The organism is Hydrotalea flava (assembly GCF_001623405.1).
Taxonomy (GTDB): Bacteria; Bacteroidota; Bacteroidia; order Chitinophagales; family Chitinophagaceae; genus Hydrotalea; species Hydrotalea flava.
The window spans coordinates 1-20,888 of record NZ_LUHG01000019.1; the positions used below are offsets into that span (position 1 = coordinate 1).

General features: G+C 37.0%; 13 protein-coding genes, 1 tRNA gene and 2 pseudogenes. 3 read left to right on the top strand and 13 right to left on the bottom strand.

What is annotated here, in order from left to right; genetic code table 11:
- Positions 1 to 1,989 (bottom strand): CRTAC1 family protein (locus A0F92_RS00750; protein WP_167516679.1); only part of this gene is annotated, 1,989 nt, incomplete at its 3' end.
- A gap of 200 nt (positions 1,990 to 2,189) precedes the next feature.
- Between A0F92_RS00750 and A0F92_RS00755 the strand changes: the two genes are divergently transcribed.
- On the top strand, positions 2,190 to 3,146 hold the full coding sequence (locus tag A0F92_RS00755) for a GyrI-like domain-containing protein (protein WP_068240640.1): 957 nt from the start codon (positions 2,190 to 2,192) through the stop codon (positions 3,144 to 3,146).
- A 103-nt stretch (positions 3,147 to 3,249) separates the two neighbouring features.
- On the opposite strand, the gene A0F92_RS00760 is transcribed toward A0F92_RS00755, so the two are convergent.
- The 4 genes from A0F92_RS00760 to A0F92_RS00775 all read right to left on the bottom strand — a co-directional run bounded on the left by A0F92_RS00760 (position 3,250) and on the right by A0F92_RS00775 (position 14,946).
- Complete coding sequence (locus tag A0F92_RS00760) at positions 3,250 to 6,585, bottom strand: VCBS repeat-containing protein (RefSeq protein ID WP_068240642.1); 3,336 nt, start codon at positions 6,583 to 6,585, stop codon at positions 3,250 to 3,252.
- 57 nt (positions 6,586 to 6,642) lie between these two features.
- Positions 6,643 to 9,969, bottom strand: a complete 3,327-nt coding sequence (locus A0F92_RS00765) for an FG-GAP-like repeat-containing protein (RefSeq protein WP_068240644.1) — start codon at positions 9,967 to 9,969, stop codon at positions 6,643 to 6,645.
- 292 nt (positions 9,970 to 10,261) lie between these two features.
- On the bottom strand, positions 10,262 to 11,908 hold the full coding sequence (locus A0F92_RS00770; RefSeq protein WP_167516680.1) for a RagB/SusD family nutrient uptake outer membrane protein: 1,647 nt from the start codon (positions 11,906 to 11,908) through the stop codon (positions 10,262 to 10,264).
- Positions 11,909 to 11,931: 23 nt separating this feature from the next.
- Positions 11,932 to 14,946 (bottom strand): SusC/RagA family TonB-linked outer membrane protein, encoded by a 3,015-nt coding sequence (locus A0F92_RS00775; protein ID WP_068240646.1) that lies wholly within the window; start codon positions 14,944 to 14,946, stop codon positions 11,932 to 11,934.
- Between the two features lie 228 nt (positions 14,947 to 15,174).
- Between A0F92_RS00775 and A0F92_RS00780 the strand changes: the two genes are divergently transcribed.
- Positions 15,175 to 16,158: a LacI family DNA-binding transcriptional regulator gene (locus A0F92_RS00780; protein ID WP_068240648.1), complete on the top strand. Its 984-nt coding sequence runs from the start codon at positions 15,175 to 15,177 to the stop codon at positions 16,156 to 16,158.
- A gap of 14 nt (positions 16,159 to 16,172) precedes the next feature.
- Here A0F92_RS00780 and A0F92_RS00785 read toward each other — a convergent pair.
- Positions 16,173 to 16,499 (bottom strand): annotated as a pseudogene (locus A0F92_RS00785) (beta-galactosidase small subunit-related protein); the annotation flags it as partial.
- Positions 16,500 to 16,649: 150 nt separating this feature from the next.
- On the opposite strand from A0F92_RS00785, the pseudogene A0F92_RS15405 reads away from it, so the two are divergent.
- Positions 16,650 to 16,793, top strand: a pseudogene (locus tag A0F92_RS15405) (aldo/keto reductase); the annotation flags it as partial.
- Positions 16,794 to 16,850: 57 nt separating this feature from the next.
- Here the strand turns inward: A0F92_RS15405 and A0F92_RS00790 are convergent.
- The 7 genes from A0F92_RS00790 to A0F92_RS00820 all read right to left on the bottom strand — a co-directional run bounded on the left by A0F92_RS00790 (position 16,851) and on the right by A0F92_RS00820 (position 20,851).
- Positions 16,851 to 17,099 carry a hypothetical protein gene (locus A0F92_RS00790; RefSeq protein ID WP_068240653.1) on the bottom strand — a complete coding sequence of 83 codons (249 nt, stop codon included), beginning with the start codon at positions 17,097 to 17,099 and terminating at the stop codon, positions 16,851 to 16,853.
- A gap of 243 nt (positions 17,100 to 17,342) precedes the next feature.
- Positions 17,343 to 17,699, bottom strand: coding sequence for a S41 family peptidase (locus A0F92_RS00795; RefSeq protein ID WP_167516696.1), 357 nt, complete (start codon positions 17,697 to 17,699; stop codon positions 17,343 to 17,345).
- Between the two features lie 269 nt (positions 17,700 to 17,968).
- Complete coding sequence (locus tag A0F92_RS00800; RefSeq protein WP_068240661.1) at positions 17,969 to 18,259, bottom strand: hypothetical protein; 291 nt, start codon at positions 18,257 to 18,259, stop codon at positions 17,969 to 17,971.
- Positions 18,259 to 18,552, bottom strand: a complete 294-nt coding sequence (locus tag A0F92_RS00805; RefSeq protein ID WP_167516681.1) for a hypothetical protein — start codon at positions 18,550 to 18,552, stop codon at positions 18,259 to 18,261. The genes A0F92_RS00800 and A0F92_RS00805 overlap by 1 nt, the downstream gene beginning before the upstream one ends.
- Positions 18,553 to 18,555: 3 nt before the next feature.
- Positions 18,556 to 19,047 (bottom strand): hypothetical protein, encoded by a 492-nt coding sequence (locus A0F92_RS00810; protein WP_167516682.1) that lies wholly within the window; start codon positions 19,045 to 19,047, stop codon positions 18,556 to 18,558.
- A 213-nt stretch (positions 19,048 to 19,260) separates the two neighbouring features.
- Positions 19,261 to 19,332, bottom strand: a tRNA-Arg gene (locus tag A0F92_RS00815).
- A gap of 112 nt (positions 19,333 to 19,444) precedes the next feature.
- Entirely contained in the window at positions 19,445 to 20,851 is a 1,407-nt protein-coding gene (locus tag A0F92_RS00820) for a C45 family autoproteolytic acyltransferase/hydolase (RefSeq protein ID WP_167516683.1), read from the bottom strand.
- Positions 20,852 to 20,888 lie beyond the last annotated feature (37 nt).

The window sequence follows — 20,888 nt, forward strand, 5'->3', positions numbered from 1 at the left end:
ATCGCCATTTACATCACCCAAAGCTAATTTAGGCCCCTCAGTTGAAAGCATTTTGGGCATGAGTCGTTCCACATCAAAATCAACAAATTCATTTTCCCGGTGTGTAATAGCACCCTGAATACGAGCTGTTGCCACATTGGTGTACCAGGGTTTTACAGGAAGCGGGAATTGCCTTTTTATGGTTGCATCCGTTTCTTTCACCACAAGGGTTTGATTAGTGGCAACTGTATAACGTGTTTCCTGTTTACCATTGGGCCAGTCAATAACAACGCTATCGGCTTGCTGTAATGAATCTAAGCCAAATAACAATACCGGCTCTACGCTACTTTGAAAACCACGGGTAGGCATTTGTTCCTGCATTTGTATATGATGCCCTGCAAATACGGTAACCCTTGCACCTATGCCAAAGGTATTGGGTGCATTTCCTTTGCATTGAATTTTTAAAAACCTGGCATGTGTATGTTCAGTAGTAGTATTTTTATAAATAAAAGCAGGTTGATCTAAATTGTTCGCCACCAAATCTAAATCGCCATCACCATCTAAATCGGCATAAGCAGCCCCACTGCTGAAGGAAGGTGTTGCAAGTCCTAATGCATTGGTTTGATTGTTAAAGATGAATTGGCCTTTATTGAGATACCCATAATTTGAAATGGGAACCGAAGGCATTTTGTTTAAAATATCCTGCAAACCAAATGCACCTTCCGCTACTTTGCGCATGGTTTCATTGTTATTAAAATAAGCCAGAAAATCCTGATCGGTTAAATCACGTTTCAATCCGTTAGATACAAATAAATCTTTTTTCCCATCATTATTAAAATCAAATAACAATGCGCCCCAGCTCCAACCGGTAGCATCAACTCCTGATAGTTGTGCAATTTCGCTAAAAGTACCATCCTGATTATTGAGCTGTAAACAATTGCCGGTAAACTGGTGATGAAAATCTAATACATTCTTGGCATTCTGCACATCGTAATCATCAAACTTAACGGTAGTTTTTAAACGATAATCAGATTCAGGCAACATTTCGGCGGTAAAAATATCGAGATAGCCGTCATTATTGATATCGGCCATATCAGAACCCATGGAGCCATTGCTCATGTGGCCCAATGCTGCATTACTCACTTCTTTAAAAGTTCCATTTTTTTGATTGATGTAGAGATAATCTTTTTCAAAAAAATCGTTAGATACATAAATATCTTCCCATCCATCATTATTTACATCACCTACAGCAATACCAAGTCCATAACCAATGGCGCTGCCATAAATTCCTGCCTGTGCACTCACATCGGTAAAAGTGCCATTGTCGTTCCTGTATAGTCTGTCGCCGTCAGTGGTATCCCGTACATTTCGAACATTTTTTTTATAGCCAAAGCTTTCAATTGATTTAGGATTATTGTTGAGTATAAAACAGTCTAAATCGCCATCATGGTCATAATCAAAAAAAATAGCCTGTGTAGAGGCGCCGGTATCGTTTAAATGATACTTCGCTGCTTCTTCTTTAAATGTGCCATCTTTTTGATTGATGTATAATTCATTGGCCCTGTCATCGCCCGGCATAATGCCGGCATTGCATACATAAATATCTAACCAGCCATCACCATTAATATCTACCATAGTAACACCGGTATGCCATTTGTGTATACTTGAAATGCCGGATTGTTGTGTAATATCTTTAAAATGAAAATTACCTTCATTCAAATACAGTTTATTTTCACCCTGGTTTGAGGTAAAAAAAATATCGGGCTTTCCATCGTTATTAATATCGCCAATGGCTACACCGCCACCATTGTAAAAATTATGGTAGTTGAAAATATTCATTTCACGAGTATCTTTTACCTGATTGATGAAATGAATACCGGTTTCATCGGGTGAAAGTTGCTCAAACAGCGGTTGTTGTTGCGATGCAGTAGTAGTGTGATGACAGCCGGCAACCATTACAATGGTGACAACCAGTATGCCGATACGTTGAACTGCACAATTCATGAACATATTTCCTGTTTTAAAACCACGGGTGAAAATTAACCTAATTTAGGCAGCAGTGCAAATACAATGAAATTTATTTTATTGACTGCCCTGAAAAGAAAAGTTAAGATTATTTTAAAGGTTATTGAATACATTCAATGGGTTTTTATGATCGATTAGGCTTATTTTGCAAGCGTTATAACTAAACCGTTTAAATAAGTTGTTGCATGAAAAAATGGATCCTGATTATTGTTACACTTTTAATCATTTTTTCGGTTACGGTATATATTTTGTTTCCACGGGAAGCCACCATGTGTGTTACCTTAAAAATAAATGCCAATGAAAATGGTGTTACCCGTTTACTACAAGATACGAGCCAATGGCGAAAATGGTGGAACTACGGCAACACTAATAGCGGTCATGGAGTTACTAATTGGGAAGATGGGTTTGTGATAGATAATATTCATCTTTCAGTAATCGAGAAATTATATAAAGGTTTAAAACTTTTATTAACATCTGGCGAAAAGGTGTACAATTCGCAAATTAGTATTATCCCTTCCAGTATAGATTCCAGTTATATTCTCTGGCAGGTAAAAATCCCCACAGGCAATAATCCGTTTTTAAAAATCATTCGTTATCGCACTGCACTGCAATTAAAACCCGCTATGCAACAAATGCTGGCACGCTTTACTGCCTTTGCAGAAAATAAGGAAAATGTATATGGCATTCAATTACACCAACAGGGTTACAATGATACCTATCTAATTGCAACAAAAATAATTTTAGAAAAACAACCTACACCCAAGGACATTTATAGAATTATTAACCGGTTAACAGATTTTGCAAAAAGCAAATCGGTATTAGTACCTAACGGACACCCTATTTACAATATTACCCATTGGAATAAAGACAGTATACAATTAATGACAGCCATTCCTATTAGCCGACCTATTGAAAGTGAAGGGAAGTTTGAATACAAACAAATGGTAAAAGGTAATTTTGTTGTTACGGAAGTGAAGGGTGGGCCGTGGAGTATTGATCATACTTACAAATTACTGATGCAGTATTTTACAGATTATCACCGAACTGCGATGGCCATACCATTTTACAGGCTCATGAATGAACAACCCACAAAAACCGATACTACACAATGGGTAACGCAAATTTATCAGCCGGTTTTTTAGGATATGAGTTAAAATATTTTGTTGCCACGAAACGAATATTTTTTGCTCCGCCATTCGTGGCGATTACTGTAATTCGTGGCTACTCACAAATTATATTGACCTTCTATTTCTCAAACCCAATCACCATTGTACTATCATTATTGCGTGCCAGAATAAAGCAATTTCTACCACCAATCGTAATGGGTAATATATGTCGTATTTGGCCTTTAATGATGAGCCCATTCATAGTGCTTGCAGTAAATTGCCGGTGTCCATTGTTGGTTAAAATAGTTCCAAAATCGGCATCATACCTGCCCATCTGAATATTATTATCATAAAAATTGCCACCCAGCAAAATATTGGGTAACCCATTAGTGCCGATATCTAACACAACTCCGGTTTTATAAGGCGATAATTGTGCCTGCCAGGGTAAAGCCTGTACCGTAAAGTGCATATTGCCATTGTTAAGTAAAACCGCATTGGAAAAATAATTAGCTTCTAACACCATAGCGCTGCTCAATTTTTCTTGTGTGAATAATTCGGGCAAAGTAGCTTTTGCAAAATCTTCTGCATATAAAAATCGTTTCTTTAAAATGGGTATTTGTTTTTGTAATTCATCTTTATTCGCAAACGGAATTTCTTTTCCTTCTAAATAATAGGTAAGTACCTGTTCTTTCTGCCCATTATCATCAAAGTCGTTCACATACAAGCGAACGGGTTCTTTTTCAGTGGCTTTTAAGCGGCTATTCAGACCTAAGTTTCCTGCAATTAAATCTATTTGCCCATCATTATTAATATCAACCGGCAATACAAAATTCCACCAACCTTTTTTATCGGTAAGCGTAGTCTTTACAAACTGCCCGTTTTGGTTCATGAATGCATAAATACCATTCCACTCTGTAGTTACAATTAAATCTTTTTTTCCATCCTTATTTAAATCGGACCAAAGGCCCTGGGTTACCAAACCAATATTGCTTAATCCTTTTGCATATTTTTCGGTTACATCAGTAAAATGCCCTTTCCCATCATTCAATAATAAATAGGAAGTTGGCGTTTGTCCATAATTCCAAGGCACTGCCCTACCGCCAATAAATAAATCCACAAAGCCATCACCGTTAAAATCATAAGGTGAAACCGACGATGCCGTCATATAAATATTTTTAAAAGCATCGGGCAGCTTGGTTAAATTACCTTTGCCATCATTTAAATATACACGGGGCTGCATACGTTCATCTGTGCCATAGTATTCATTGCCGCCAGATGCAATTACCAAATCAACATTACCGTCATTGTTCACATCTACCCAGGTGGCATCTACATCTTCATAAGTACTATCGGCATTTAATGCCGGTTCATTTAACTGTTGGAATGTACCATTGGTTTTTTGTAAAAAAACAACCGGCTTATATGTTTTGGATGCCCCAATAAACACATCCTGCAAACCATCATGGTTAATATCGGCTACTGCTAATGCAGGGCCTTCTGTTGATACCATGTGCGGAATTAAGGATTCCCGATCAAATTCAACAAAATGATTTTCTTTGTGCAGGTAATTCAATTGAACTTTTGCGGTAATATTTTCCATTGGCCGCGAAGTGTTTGGATGATGTGCAGTAATGTTTGCATAGTTGAACTTTGGTAATCCTTTTTTATATTGCAGGGTAATGGTTGTATTTTTTTCGGCAAAGCCTAACCGTTGGTACGTATTATCGGGCCATATCAAAAAAGCCGAATCTATTTTGGTACTGTCTAATCCAATATGTAAAGGTATTTCCATGCTCGACTGGAAGCCGCGGGTAGGATATTTTTCATAGGTACGTATGCCGCCATTTGCATAAACAATAACTTTACTACCCAGTGCATGTATGTTTTTTCCCGGACCTTTTAAATTCAATTCCAGGTACGATTTTTTTATTGCGCCATTGTTGGTGGTATTTTCATATACCATCACGGGTTCATCAATATTGTTTACTACCACATCTAAATCGCCATCATTATCTAAGTCGGCATAAACTGCGCCATTTGAATAGGTAGGCTGATTATTTTGTATTCTGTTTTGTTCATCGGTAAAAACCATCTGACCATTATTTCTATAAAATTTATTCGGAATTTTTATTTCGGGAAATTTATTCACCAAAGCCATATCCTGATCGGCAATGGTATTGCTGTTAATCTTTTTTTGTATTTCTTCGTTCGAAACAAAGTTTACATAATCCATATCATTCATTCTTTTGGGAATGCCATTCGATATAAATAAATCTTTTTTACCGTCATTATCAAAATCCATCCACAAAGGAGCCCAGCTCCAGTCGGTAGCATATACGCCCGAATACAAACCAACTTCACTAAACATTCCATTACGCCGATTGAATTGCAGGTTGTTTCTGGTGTATTGGTAATTGTATCCAACATCTATTTTATGATAAAAAATATCGTATTCATCTTCACCCAACGAACGTTTTAAAATGTATGGATCAAAGGGCAGCATATCCATTGAAATAATTTCGGGATAACCATCATTGTTTACATCAGCTACATCAACACCCATTGAAAACTGGCTGGTATGCATGAGGCGTTGATTATTTTCTTCTGTAAAAGTTCCGTTTTTTTGATTGATGTATAAATAATCATTTTCATGAAAATCATTTCCTACATATAAATCGGGGTAACCATCTAAATTAATATCGGCAACTGCAACGCCAAGCCCATAACTGATGGCAGAACTATTGATGCCGGTTTTTCGGGTAACATCAGTAAACGTGTTATTGCCATTGTTTCGGTAAATTCTATCACCGGAAAGTGAATCGTAAGTGCCTAAGAAATTTTTGCGAGGAGCAAATAATCCGTTTTGATGCACAGAGTGGTTAAGCAGAAACATATCTAAATCGCCATCCATGTCATAATCGAAAAAAACGGCCTGGGTACTGAAACCAGAAAAATCCAGTCCATAAGCTTTGGCTTCATCTTTATAATGTGGAATTCCGGCAGAATCAATGCCTGTACAAATGAGTAGTTGATTGTGTCCGTTTAACACTTCATAATGGCCTACCCGGCAAATATAAATATCCAACAATCCATCATTGTTAATATCAACCACCGAAACGCCGGTTGACCATTCTCCATCTTGCGGAATACCTGCTTGTTGGGTTACATCTTCAAATTGTAATCCACCTTTGTTTATATATAATTTATTATCACCCTGATTGGCTGTAAAAAACAAATCAATTTTTCCATCATTATTAAAATCTCCTGCACCAATTCCAGCACCGTTATAAAAGTACATGTATTTAAACATGTTAAAATTAGGAGAGGGTTTTAAATGGTTCTGAAAATGCAAGCCTGTTTGTGTATCGGTTAATACTCGAAACAAAGGCGGCGCCATGGGTTGTTTTGCCGAATTGGAATGACAAGCACTTATAGTAACCGCCAGTAAAAAAAGAAATGGAATATTTTTTAACATGCACTACAGATTTTTTTGTAAGCAATAGCAGCATCAATAAAACTTGATGTTTCCTTATTATCGATGCGTTGATGTTTGTAACGTATCATGTAATTGAAATAATACAGGATAAGCATCATTTTGCAGAAACAGAAAATAGGGTTTTCCTTTGGTTAGAATTTCAACAATATCGCGTATCATACCTTCCAACTCTACACCCGATTCTTGTATACTCAATATTTTAAATACGGCATTACCTCTATTCATCATCACTGTTCCAAAACTTGCATCTAATCGTTCAAATTGCGGCAAAAATCCAAATTCATTTCCCCCCAACAATACATCTATTTTACCATCGCCATTTAAATCGGCACAACGGATGGCATTAACGGAAGAGAATTGAACCACCGGTGGTAATTTTTGAATTTCAAACACACCATTGCCTTTGTTAATGGCAATTACAGATGGTGTATAATTGAATTGCTTTACAATGCAGGAATTAATGACTGATGCAGGGAATAGTTCTTGTACTGACTTAGAAGCATATTCATGATGCCTTAAATTGTTTTTCTTTAATGAGGGAATTTCATCTTCCATATCACGTTTTAAAAAAACCGGCAAGTCTTTACCGTTGATAGTGCTGGTTAGCACTTTGTCCTGCACTCCATTTTGATTAAAATCATTGATCCATAATTTCACCGGATGCGTTGAGTCGGGATGCAGGTAAAAGTTTTCACCAATATTGCCTAAAATTAAATCATTTAATCCATCGCCATTTACATCGGCCACAGCAAGGCTTTCCCACCATCCGTATTTGTTGTTTAAATTTGTATTTACTTCGGTAAACGTATCTCCTTTTACAGAAAAAATACGTGGTGTCATCCACTCCCCTACAATAATCAATTGCTGATTGCCTGTGCCCAATACATCGGCCCATTGTGCGCCGGTAACCATGCCAATATGTGCAATGGTTGGATTTTTTGTGGCGGCAATATCGGTAAAATGGCCTCTACCATCATTTACAAACAAATAGCTTTGAGGGTCAACTCCGTAATTGCGAGGCTCATTTCTTCCTCCAATAAAAATATCGGGATAGCCATCGCCATTAAAATCATGTACGGCAACTGCAGATACGTTCATGCCTGTATTGGGAAACGCATCTGTTTTAATGGTAAAGTTTCCTTTTCCATCATTGGTAAACAAACGTAACTGCATTTGGCGGGTATTGGATGGATGTGTATTTCCGGTAGGGCAAACCAGCAGGTCCATATCGCCATCATGGTCATAGTCTAAAAACGCAACGGCTCCGTCTTCAAAATCGCTAAACTGTGCAAAAGCAGGTTCCGGTTTTTTTACAAAGCTGCCATTGGGTTGCTGCAAATAAATTTGCCCGGGGTGACCAATGGTACCCCCTATGTACACATCGGCCAATCCATCGCCATTTACATCGGCTACTGCAGCTTTAGGCCCTTCACGGGAAAGCATTTTAGGAATATTTCTTTCATAATTAAAATCAATATTATCATCCTCTACATGTTTTTCAAAAACGCTTTTTACCGAATCGAGTAAAGGAGTTACCGTTATTTTTTCTTTTTTAAAATAAGTAGAAAATGTATCAGGTTGTTGGTAATGGTAAACGGTATCAAATGCAGGATGCAGATATGTTGTAATACCAAGATTAGGCCAGATGATGCGGATGGAATCAATATGGGTGAATTGTCCTAAACCAATAATTTGTTTATAATCCATTGAAGATTGAAAGCCGCGGCTGGGAAATACATCGCGACTCATGATTTGCCCGTTGGCATACACTTCAATTTTGCTGCCAATGGCAAAAGTATTTTGCCGGGTGCCTTTCAATAAAAAACCAACATAATGGTTTTTGTTCATTTCGCGACTATTGTTTCTGTACACAAAGGCCTCCATGTTTTCATTGTTCACTACCAAATCTAAATCGCCGTCATTATCCAAATCGCCATAGGCGGCACCATTTGAAAAAGAAGATTGCACCAAACCCCACTCTTTTGCTTTATCAATAAATCGTAAATTATGTTGGTTCTGAAAGGCTTTATTGGGCAAAGGTGTTTGTGGAATTTTTAATAGTACCTGGTCTACATTATCTTTTTTGCCGGTTAATACCATTTTCTGTATCACATCATTCGCAAAAAAATCAATAAAATCTAAGTCAGTAACATCACGATTCACCCCATTACAAACATAAATATCATTGTATCCATCATTATCCATATCAAACATCAAGGCTCCCCAGCTCCAGTCGGAGGCCGGAACGCCGGCATAATTGGCTATTTCAGAAAATTTCCCATTTTTATCGTTTAACTGTAAACAGTTTTTTACGTATTGATAATAAAAGCCTGCCCTCAACTTACTTCTAAACAAATCAATATTATCGAAGGCGCCGGTGGTTTTTAATCGGTAATCATCATCGGGTAGCATATCGGTATTAAAAATATCAATACAGCCATCATTATTGATATCGGCAAAATCACTTCCCATTGAAGAAAAGCTGGTATGCCGAATGCGGTCTTCGAACTCGTCTTTAAAAGTACCATTGCGTTGATTGATGTAAAGATAATCTCGTTCATAAGAATCGTTAGAAACGTAAATATCCGGATAGCCATCACCATTTACATCGCCCACTGAAATGCCCAATCCAAAACTAATGAGGCTACTATGCAAACCGGCTTGCTGCGTAACATCTACAAAATGGCCGTTATCATTACGCAGTAAATGGTTACCACCGCCTTTTAAAAAATCAGCTATTTTCCAGGCACTATCGGGTAAGTCGCGATTATTATTAAACGCCAGTTGATTAACGGGTATGGGGCTGTTATCAATAATAAAACAATCTAAATCGCCATCTAAATCATAATCAAAAAAAGAAACCTGGGTAGTATAGCCTTTATGGTCTAACCCGTATTGGTGTGCAGCTTCCGTAAAAGTATTGTTGTGATTATTGATATATAATTTATTACGGCGGTTACCATTCGACATATGGCCGGAGTTGCAAATATAAATATCCAACCAGCCATCGTTATTAATATCAACAAACACAACCCCGGTACTCCACATACTATCTTGCTGAAAACCTGCAGTAGCCGTAATATCTTTGAATTTAAAATTGCCTTCGTTGAGGTATAATTTATTTTCGCCCATATTAGAAGTAAAGAACACATCGGGTAAGCCATCATTATTAATATCGCCAATAGCAACGCCACCCCCGTTATAAAAATTTCTAAAGAGAAAACTATTTTCCAAACGGCCATCGGTTACATCATTTCTAAAATGAATGCCGGTATTGGGCATTAAAGTAAAGAGGTTTTGTGTATCTTTTTGATGGCAGGAAGCCAATGCAAAAACAGTTATAAATAACAGAAAATATTTCATAAAAAAGGTATTGACTTGTCGTTTCTTATTCAATTGAAAATTTGATTGGGTTGATGCTTTCAAAATAAAGCAATATTAGCAGCATACCATTTTCTGCTGTAGCAACTGCTGTAAATGTAAGTACTAAAATGGAATGCTGTAAAGGGTATGAAAGGATAATCTACCACACTACAATATATAACAGAATTTTAAAGGAATACTAAAGGAAACATCTATTATATCATAAATTTATTAAAAAGCAAAAGACCGGTAATGCCGGTCTTTTGCTAGATTGTTGTATAAAAATGCTGGTTTAATAACCGGGGTTTTGTGTTAAGTTTGGATTAGAAGCCAACGCTTGTGAAGGAATAGGATACACTAAGTTTTTAGGATCATCATTGGGTTTATACTGCCAGGGTTTCAGGAATACACCAAACCGAATTAAATCGGTTCTTCTGTAACTTTCCCAATACAATTCACGGCCTCTTTCAGCCAGTAAAGTAGTAGGATCATCTACATTTGAAGGATTTACCAAAGTCATTGAAGCTAAAGCCGGTGCGTTTCTGGCAGCACGTAATTGATTTACCAACAATAATGCCTGTGCATTATTGCCTTTACGCATTTGTGCTTCAGCCACCATTAATACTACATCAGGATAACGCATTAATACCAACCAGTTACCCGAGTTATTTGAGTAAAATTTACCGCTTGCATCTGTAAAATCAGGCACATATTTTACTACACGAATACCGGTTCTTTCCAGAGTACTATCTGTTGTTTCAATCATGTTCGATGCAATAGTCGGAATAAATTTTAACGCATTACCCTTTCTGTCTTTTTCAGGATTACCTGCTGCATCGTATTGCTGGCCTACCAACATACCTGGACGAATACCTGCATAAGGAGTAATATTTTTGTTATAACGTAATCCTATACGGGCATCTAACACAGAATCAGCCATAGAATAAGTGGTAGGAACAGGTCCTAAAGCATTTACTCCAAAAGTATTATAAAAATCGCTCATGGTAGAAAATCCATTCCAACCTGCATTGGGTGCTTGTGGAGTATAAGAATTATAATGCAGGGTCATCATCCAACGTGCCTGAATACCTGAACTGTTCACAACATTACCCGAGGAATTAGGATAAGCAAAAATGATTTCAGGTGAGCTACCATTATTAGCTTTAAAATTGTCGAAATAATCAGCAGCATAACCATAAATAGGATTAGACATTACTTGATTACCAAAATAAATAACGGAGTCCATATCTGAACTAGCAAACGTGGGGGCGGCTCTATTAGCAATAGCACCACGTTGTAAATAGCAATGCATTAATAATGTTTTAGCTGCATCCTGAGTGGCTATGGTTTTATTTGTGCCATCAGCAGGAGACAAATCCGGTAATACAGCATATAATTCACTTATGATAAAATTCATACCAGCTGCACCTTTTAAAACAGTGGGAGGATTCAGTAAATTATCACCAGGATTTCTTACAGGATATTGTCCATATAAATCTAATAAGTAATATAATGTATAAGCTCTTAAAAATCTTGCCTCTGCTGCTTGCTTTTTAGTTGTTTTAAAAGTTAATACATTTGTTGCATCAAAGTTTAATTTATTTAAACTATTGAATACATTTAATACTTGTGCATGATCCGCATTCCATGTATGATTGTGAATTACCCGCCAAACACCATTGTCATCCCAGTCTCCTCCACGTGTTGGAACCAGGGATTCATCAGAAGCATTTTCTTCTAAGGAAAATACCTGATCCTGACCATTAAACGGAGTAATTAAATCTACATAGGCACCATTCAGTAATAATTGAGCATTTAAAACATTGGCCGCCTGTGCTTGCGTTAAATTACTATTTAGCGTTTCATTCAGCTTTGTACAACCCACCATCATTCCTAATAATGGTATTGCAACTGCTAATATTTTTTTATAAGATAGCATAGTTATAATTTTTAATAATTAACTTATAAAGAAAAATTTAATCCTAAAGTTATTACCCTTGGTGTAGGATAAGGTATATATTCAATTGATCTAGATGGATAACCACTAGTACTTTTATCAATATTTACTTCAGGATCAAATCCGGTAAACTTAGTAATTACAAACAAATTGGTTCCGCTAACAAAAGCTGTCATATTTTTTATATATTTTCCAACGTTTCCAATTTGGTAATTCAATGTAGCATTTCTTAATTTAAAATAATTACCACTTTCTAAGAACCTAGTAGATGCAGCAACTCCACTTGATGGTTTTTCAGGAGAATTAAATGCAGCTTTATCAATATTTCTGCCTTGTGATATCCCTGCAATATTAGTAACACTTGTAGCTGTATTATTATAAATCAGGTAACCACCTGCCCCACCAGTGTTTATGGTTAAAGAAAATTTCTTGTATCGCAGATCAGTATTGATACCATAAATAGTATGGGGATTAGGATCTCCGGCTATTACAGGATTAGGGCCAATAATTTGGTTACCGCTAGCATCGAAACCACCAAAAGGTTTTAGATAAAATGCATCAACGGGTTGATTATTGGTTATAATCTGTGCTAATGTACCTGATGTACCCTGCCCATTAATTTGCCCGGTTAGGATTTGAAGCGGCAATTTTGTATTAGGGTCTAAGAAATCTGTAACCTTATTTTTATTGTATGCAATATTAAAATTAACATTCCATCCAAAATCTTTCTTATCCACTAAAACAGCACCTAAACTAAACTCAACCCCTGTATTCATGTTATGCCCAGGTAAGTTGATGTAATAAATAGCTGCGGGAGCAGGTTGTATGGCATTGTTTTGAAATAAAATATTGGTGGTATTTTTATTATAATAATCAAAAGAACCAAATAAACGACCATTAAACAATGCATAATCAAAACCAAAGTCATATTGAGTTGTTTGCTCCCATTTCAAATTTGGATTGGGAACATTTATTAAACCACCATTATTATAACTTCTTAAATAAAATTGTTCACCTGAAGCCCCTGCAGGAAACTCCTGGTTTCCTGTAATACCCCATGAAGCTCTAAGGGCCAAATTAGAAATCAACTTGTTGTCTTGCAAAAATTTCTCATTACTCATTACCCAACGTGCGCCAACTGAAGGGAAATATCCGTATTTATTATTGGAACCAAATTTGCTGGAACCATCCGCACGCATCGTTCCATTTAAAAAGAAACGATTATCATAGCTAAAACTTGCCCTTATAAAATAAGATTGCAAATCAATTTTTGGGTCTACATAAACAGAGGGTGGATTCTGTGAAGAACCGTTCTGCAAAAGAGAAGTATATGGAATATTAATTAAATTGGAATGGTCCAGATTTGTATTGAATCCACTTGCACTTATAGAGTTATTTGAGTAGTTTGATGTCCAATACTCATATCCTGCCACGGCATTTAATTTTAATTTTTGAGTTATATCAGCATCGTAGCTTAGTGTGTGTGTAAAAGTTTGTGAAGTTAATAGTGCATTTGAAATAGCACCAAACCCTTGGCCAGACAGTCCTGAATAACCATTTAAAAAACCGTAAAAATTATTGAGCCTGTTACCGGTTGAATTATTAATTGCATACAAGAATTTGTATTGCAAATTCTTTACTATCTTGTAGTTAGCTGAAATATTCCCCAATACTGTATTAATATTTGAAACATCACTATAAGCATCTAATAAACCAATAGGATTTCCCCCACCATTAGCGGTACTATTTCCGGCACCGGTATTATTATAATAATAACTAGCAGACGGATTTAAAAAGGCAACAGTTGGATTCCACTGTAAAGCAGCACTAATTAAATTTCCCTGTGAACCTGCAGTATTAGAAATCAAGGGGATTGTATTAGTTACATGACCGGCAATTAAATTAAAATCAATAGTTAATCTTTTGTCAAGAAATTTATATTGACCAGAGAAAGTAGCCAAATACCTTTGCAGATTAGAATTTTTAAGGAATCCATTTACATTTGATGCCAAAAATGAAGCTCTGAATCTCCCTATATCATTACCACCACTTAGAGCCACATTATAGTTTGAAGTTAAAGTATTTTGAGTAATTTCTTTTAATGCATCAACATTAGCACCTCCATCCAATGAATTTGGTAAACCATATTTGGTTAAAGCCTGACGAAACTGTCCTGCACTCAAAACATTGTACTTCTTCATATAACCAGCATTAGTACCAAATGAAACACCAGCTTCAACTTTCATTGGTCCTGCTGATGCTTTTTTGGTAGTAATAATAATCACACCATTCGCACCACGGGAACCATAAATGGCAGTTGCAGCGGCATCTTTTAAAACATCAATTTGTGCAATATCGTTTTGATTAATAAAAAGCAAAGGATTATCATCTGGTGTAGAACCAAATCCGCCTAATCCTAAAGTTACAGAAGGTCTGGCAGATCTTCCATCTAATGGCACCCCATCTACTACATATAAAGGATTTCCCCCGGCTCTAATTGAGTTATTTCCTCTTATTTTAATTGTTGTTGCTGTACCAGGTTGACCACCATTTTGAGTAACTTCTAAGCCGGCCACTTTATTTTGCAATAATTGATCTGGAGAATTTATAATCCCCTGGTTAAAATCTTTTGCTTTAACAGATGATAGTGCACCGGTTAAATCATTTTTACGGGCAGTACCATAACCAATTACCACCACATCGCCTAACTGATCGGCCGATGGTGCTAATGATACATTAATGGTTGTGCCGGTAATGGCAATTTCCTGCGTATTAAAGTTGAGTGAACTAATCACCAATTTTTTTGAATCGGCAGGGGCATTTAATTTAAAGGTACCATCCGGTCCGGTTTGGGTTCCGTACTGGGTGCCTTTTACCACAACAGTAGCACCGGCAACAGGTGAACCATCTTTCGAATCGGTTACCTTACCGGTAATTACTTTGGTTTGGGCAAAAGCTGCGGTGGAGAACAAAGCCAAGAATAGGTATAACATACCTTTGGCAAGCGTTTTTAAGTTCATAAAGCTAGCGTTTAGTTAGATTATTGTGTTAAATTTACACCTTTTATGTCTTTAAGAAAACTTTTTGTTAATTTCCTTGCAGAACAATGTGTAAATGTGACATCTAAATTATCTGAAATGATGCATACGTTAACAATAAATTTATACTTAAACCGGTTGCAAACGTTTGCGAAAATGTTTGCAGGGGAAAACTTCCTGATTTCTTAACCTGTATTTAAGCGGCAAAAAATGACAAATACCACCCTGAAAAAAATTTCCGAAGTATTGGGCGTTAGTATTTCTACTGTTTCCAGAGCCTTAAAAAATCATCCGGATATTTCTGAAAAAACCAAAGCCAAAGTGGTTGAACTGGCGCAAACATTAGATTATGAACCCAATGCCAATGCCATTCACCTCCGTACCAATAACAGTAACTTATTTGGCTTATTAGTACCTACCATCTCTAATTATTTTTATGATTCTTTTATTGCTGCTATTGAGGAAGACAGCCGCCAGCAGGGCTATTCACTCATTATTCTGCAATCGGGCGATGATCCTTCCGTTGAAGCCACCAATCTTAAAATCTGCCGTCAGAACCGGGTTTCCGGTGTGTTTGCCTGTATTACCCCCTATACAAAAGATATGCAACCCTTTCAAAAAATGTACGATATGGGTATTCCGGTGGTTTTTTTCGACAAAGTACCCGATTATGCCAACTGCAACAGGGTTTGTGTAGCTGATACTGCCGCTGCTGCACTGGCTGCCAATGCCCTGAACAATACTGCCGCAAAAAAAGTATTGGCTATTTTTGGCAACCCGGCCATGTCAATCACCAAAAAACGACTGAACGCCTTTGTGGGCGCATTGCAACCACAAACGGAAATAACCGTTGTACATGCAGCAGATAGTCAGGAGGCTAACCGGTTAACTACGCAATACCTCACCGCTTCCAAAAAGCCGGATGCTGTTTTTTGCATGAGCGATGAAATTTTAACGGGCACCATGAAGGCGATCCAAACAGCTGCACTCCTTATTCCAAAACAAATTAAAGTAATTGCCATTAGCAATGGGTTTTTCCCCAGCCTTTATCATCCCACCATCACTTATGTAGAAACCAGTGGTTACCGCTTGGGCAAATTAGCTTTTTCAAAAATGATGACCTGCCTGTCGGGCGATGCCAATACAGCTGAATTGAGTTTGCCCTGTGCATTGGTGCAGGGGGGATCGATGTGATGTAAGTTTGATGACTATTGAATAGGTTTGATTATAAAAGTATAAGAATAGTCTTTATATTTCAGTTGATATTTTTCTAATGGCCAGGTACCCCAGGAATTAATGCCGCCTACGCCGGTTTGTTGAAGATCAATACTCAATATAGTTAAATCTCTTTCTTTCAACTCACCGGCATGGCTGTTGTGCTTTTCAAGTCCATCATCTAAATCTTTATCCAGAAAATGCCGAGCTGTAATATTCAAAACAGTATCACCACTAATCCATAAACCGGATCCATTTTTATCGGTTAACTGCATCCATCTTACATCGGTTTTATTACCCGTTTCCTGGGGTAACACAAACTGTTGATGTTGTGGTTGGCGAAAAAATAAAACACCGAATTGTAAGAGAAAAAAATTGAATTTCTTTTTGTGTTGCTAAAAGCACACTCTTTTGCAAGCTTTGGTCAATGACTCGTCCTAAAAAAAATTACAGTTTAATTAAGCAAACCCCATTGTACAGCCCCCATTATTGGCGCCAGTAAACCCGGGCATCTGGAAGATGCGGTGGCTGCTCTTTCTGTACAATTATCGCAGGAAGACATGAACCGATTGGAGGCACTGTATGAACCACATCCTGTTTTGGGTCATCAATAAATTGAATAATGCTACTACCGATACTTTGCTCCGCTGGAGCATTTTTGTTATATGCAATTAATTTTTCAATACTTCATCAAAAATTTCCCGCAACATAGAAAAATACAATTCCAATTCTTTTTTGGTACAGGGCGGAATTTGAATTTTTTGCAGGGTTGTTTTCGGAAAGTAAAATGTACTGCCAAATTCTTTTACAATATCATCTTCATGCACTTCTACCTTGTACACCGTGTTGGGATAAGAAATTAATTCGGTAACTTTTGCAGTATTGCTTTTGCCGTTGAAATGAAATGTAATTGTCGTCATAAGATAGATAGGATTTGCTTTAAAGAATTTGGAAACAGGATTCCGATTCTAAAAAGTAAATTAAAAAAGTTCTTTTCAAAATAGCCTCGCAAATGTAATGTATCCTCTAGTGGAAAGGCCCTTTTAGGAATATTACTACACAGTTTTCAGGGTTACACTACAATCAATGATCCATAGCGGTTTTATTAAAACTGGTACATCTAATGAAATACTACATACGCCCATCTCCCGTTTGATGTGTTTTTATTGAATCCTAGCTATTGCTTTCTCTAAAGCTATATCATGGCCATTTTGAAGAGCAGTTATGTTAAATGGAATAAAAATATCAGGAGGAAATCCTTCATTTTCATAGATTTTGCCATTAATATATTTAAAGCGGGTCGAAGATATTTGAACGTGCATAAAATTAGCAATGATAAAACTACCATAATTTAATGAGGAATCATTTATTATGGCACCGGTTGCACCAAATGTAGTTTCACCTATAAAAGTACTATTTGGAATTGACTTTATAAACATCACAAGTGCCTCTGCAGTAGAGGCAGAAAAGTTATCCGCAAGTATGATTATGGGTTTTGAAATATTTTTTGTAAAATTAATTTACGAATAATCGTAAACCTATTTCAGGACAAGACAGTTTAGTATAAAAATGGTAGGTAACAACAGTAGCACCCAAAATTTCAGGAGCTTCTTAAAACGGGGTCGGGTAAAATTTTTCATAGTGTCTTTTTTATGAAATTATTAATTATTTGAATTTAAAATAAACTATTCATATTAAAATAAAATTAAAATATAAATTTGTTTATTGGTACGTATATAAATTTTGACAAAAGTTAAACATTTAATATAACACAATTCATACATTACAATTATTGCCCCTGCAATCTAACTATTGCTTTTCTCAATTCTTGTTCAAACACCCCGGTACTTTTTACCGGCAATTCAATGACGGAATAAGGATTAGATAAAGAATCTGACCCATAGCCGCCCAAAATAATTTTTGCCACTGCATTGGCCAGGTTTATTTGTACGTTGGTATGGGTATCATCTACTGATACATGAATAACCCATTGCCCTGTTATTTTATTGGGTATTAATGATGGCGTTATTAAGTCCCAACTCCTGTACTTTGTGCACACTACATAGGCTGCACTGTCCATTAACTGCTGTTGCCGTTTTCCCAGGTATAGGAGTTAATGAATGAAGTATTTTCGGTGGTAATAATACCATCGGCCGCATCAATGGTTTTAATGGCAATGCCTTTTTGGGTTAAAAACTGTAAAATGGCATTCCATACCTGTGCTTTGGGTAATGGGTATTGAAAGGTATAACCACTATCGGCATAATGGCCTTTTAAGGGAACCTTTACAAAAGCACAACCTGTTAATGCCCATATACTACCCATTAGTACAAGTGCCAGCATCCAATTGCGCATATACACTATCCTTTTCATAATTTATAAAAGGGTGTCTTTATCTACATAAGCATTAAAAACAGTACCTTCTTCGTATTTGGCGTTTTTGCCATTAAACAATAAGGCTACCGGCGATACCAATAGGGCACCGGCTGCAACAGCAGCACCGCTTCCTTTTAAATTTTTGGCTATCTGGCTACGCAGCTTTACCACCTTGCCGTTGGGCAAATACATATAATCAATACTAAAAGCTAATTTCCCTTTTTTGCCCAAAGCCTTAGAACGTTCTGCTGCTGTAATCGTGCCGGTTATTTTTGCTCCTTTTTGCACCACTACTTTGTTATTCAACACAATATCCTCTGCTAATACAAAAGGGATGGTTTCGCCTACACTGGCAGATTTTCCATTAAGTGCCTGTGTAAGTTCAGCTTTAATAATGGTACCCTCTGTTAATATAAGAGCGCCGGTAGTATCGGTTTGTGCCCATAAATATGTAGGCAGTAGCATGAGCATTACAGCAATGATTTTTTTCATAAATAAATTTTGAGGGCAATGTATAAAATACATTACCTTCAAAAAAACGTATTTCTACGTATTTTGATTAAAATTAAATTAAAATTTAAAGATATTTTATCTGTTATCGAAAACCGACAGGATTGATGTAGCTCATTATACTTTACGGGTAACATATAAATACCAATTAACAAATTGGGGAAAAAAGCAAGGGGTTGTTGCAGATAAAATAGGTGGTCTCACCAAGAATCGAACTTGGATCTAGAGTTTAGGAAACTCCTATTCTATCCATTGAACTATGAGACCATTCATTTTTTAGCAGTAAAAATGGCCACAAATGTAGGCGTTTCCTGCTGAAAAAGTAAAGTAGAACAAGATAAAATATAGCCCACCAATAGAATAAGCTTAGTTAATCCAACTAAGGCTGTGCAGGGGCTGTAGCCGTAAACAGGGTCCATGGCCAGGCTTTCATATCTTTTAAATATTTTGATTGCCAGGCATATTCAGGATGGGCTTTATAAAATTTTTCACCAATAAAATCTTCGCCGCAAGGATGGCCCATATGTGCCCAAAATTGCATTTTACCGGCCAATGCAGCAGTGGTTACTTTGCCTTGCACAGCCCCCATAGGGTAATATGGTGCCAAATCCCATTCCGAACAACCTTTCACATCCTCATCAATATGTCCGCAAATAACACAACGGTTATTGGCCGTAATGTTATCCAGCGCATCATAATGGTCGGCTTCTATTTGTTGGCCGGTAGCTGCATCTAATTTACCCTTCATATCTACCAGTACCAATTGTTCCATTCTGCGTTTACGGGCGTTGGGGCTGGTGGTTGCATCGTTTATATTAAAAGTGGTTTCTTCTTTAATGAGTTTTTCGTCACTGGGAAAATTAGAACCTATCATACCTGTATCTTTACTACGCCATACCCTGTAATCTTTTAAACCCAATTCTAATTTAGCCACCTCATTGGTTTTGGTATCGCCCAATAACCAATCGTTGGCATAACCGCCATTATTGCCTTTGGTAAAAATGGCAATGGCATCATCAATACTATTGGCATATTGCGCCACTTTTCTGGCTCTTTCAAATTCAGGAATGCCTGCGGTATCAAAACCTTTAAACTGAGTAATGGTGGTTTCTGTAATCAGCAAGCCATTACCGGTAATCACAAAATCATCGCCGCTATGTATAAACCCGGGCATACAATCCATCATAATATGATTACCTTTTTCGGGCACTATATCGGCAATTACATTCCAGTGCTGGCCAATAATATATTCTGTCCAGTTATTATGCCCTATTACAATTTTACCATCTTTGGTATAACTGCCGGTAGCAATAAAGGCACTACAATTACCCGGTGCTTTGTTATTGCCACTACCCGGATTTACCTTATCCATTAATTGTGGCACATAATAAAAAGCCAGTTCTTCCGTAGCATTGTAAGCGGTAAGGTCTAAACTATCGTAATGCAATCCTTTATCCTGCAATCCGGCTACCATACCATTAATTTCGTCCTTATACTCTCTGTCTAATTTATCCCATAAAAAGTTACGGGCACAGGCGCGGTAAAATGCCCAGTCTTTTTTGGTTTCATGCGCTAAATAATATGCAGTAGCCTGCATGGCTGTATCAATTTCATTGGCCAATAAATAGCCATGCTGATAACCTATTACTGCAGGCGCACCTTCCAGATGCACATAAACCCATCCATTTTTGTTTTCTTTAAATGCTTTGGCCAAACGTTTGTCGGCCTTTGGCGAATGGCAGGCTGCGAATGCGGCCAAACAGAGTAACAGTATTCCCGATTTCATGTGCAATAGTTTTGGTCAATGAAAGTTAGCAGTAAAT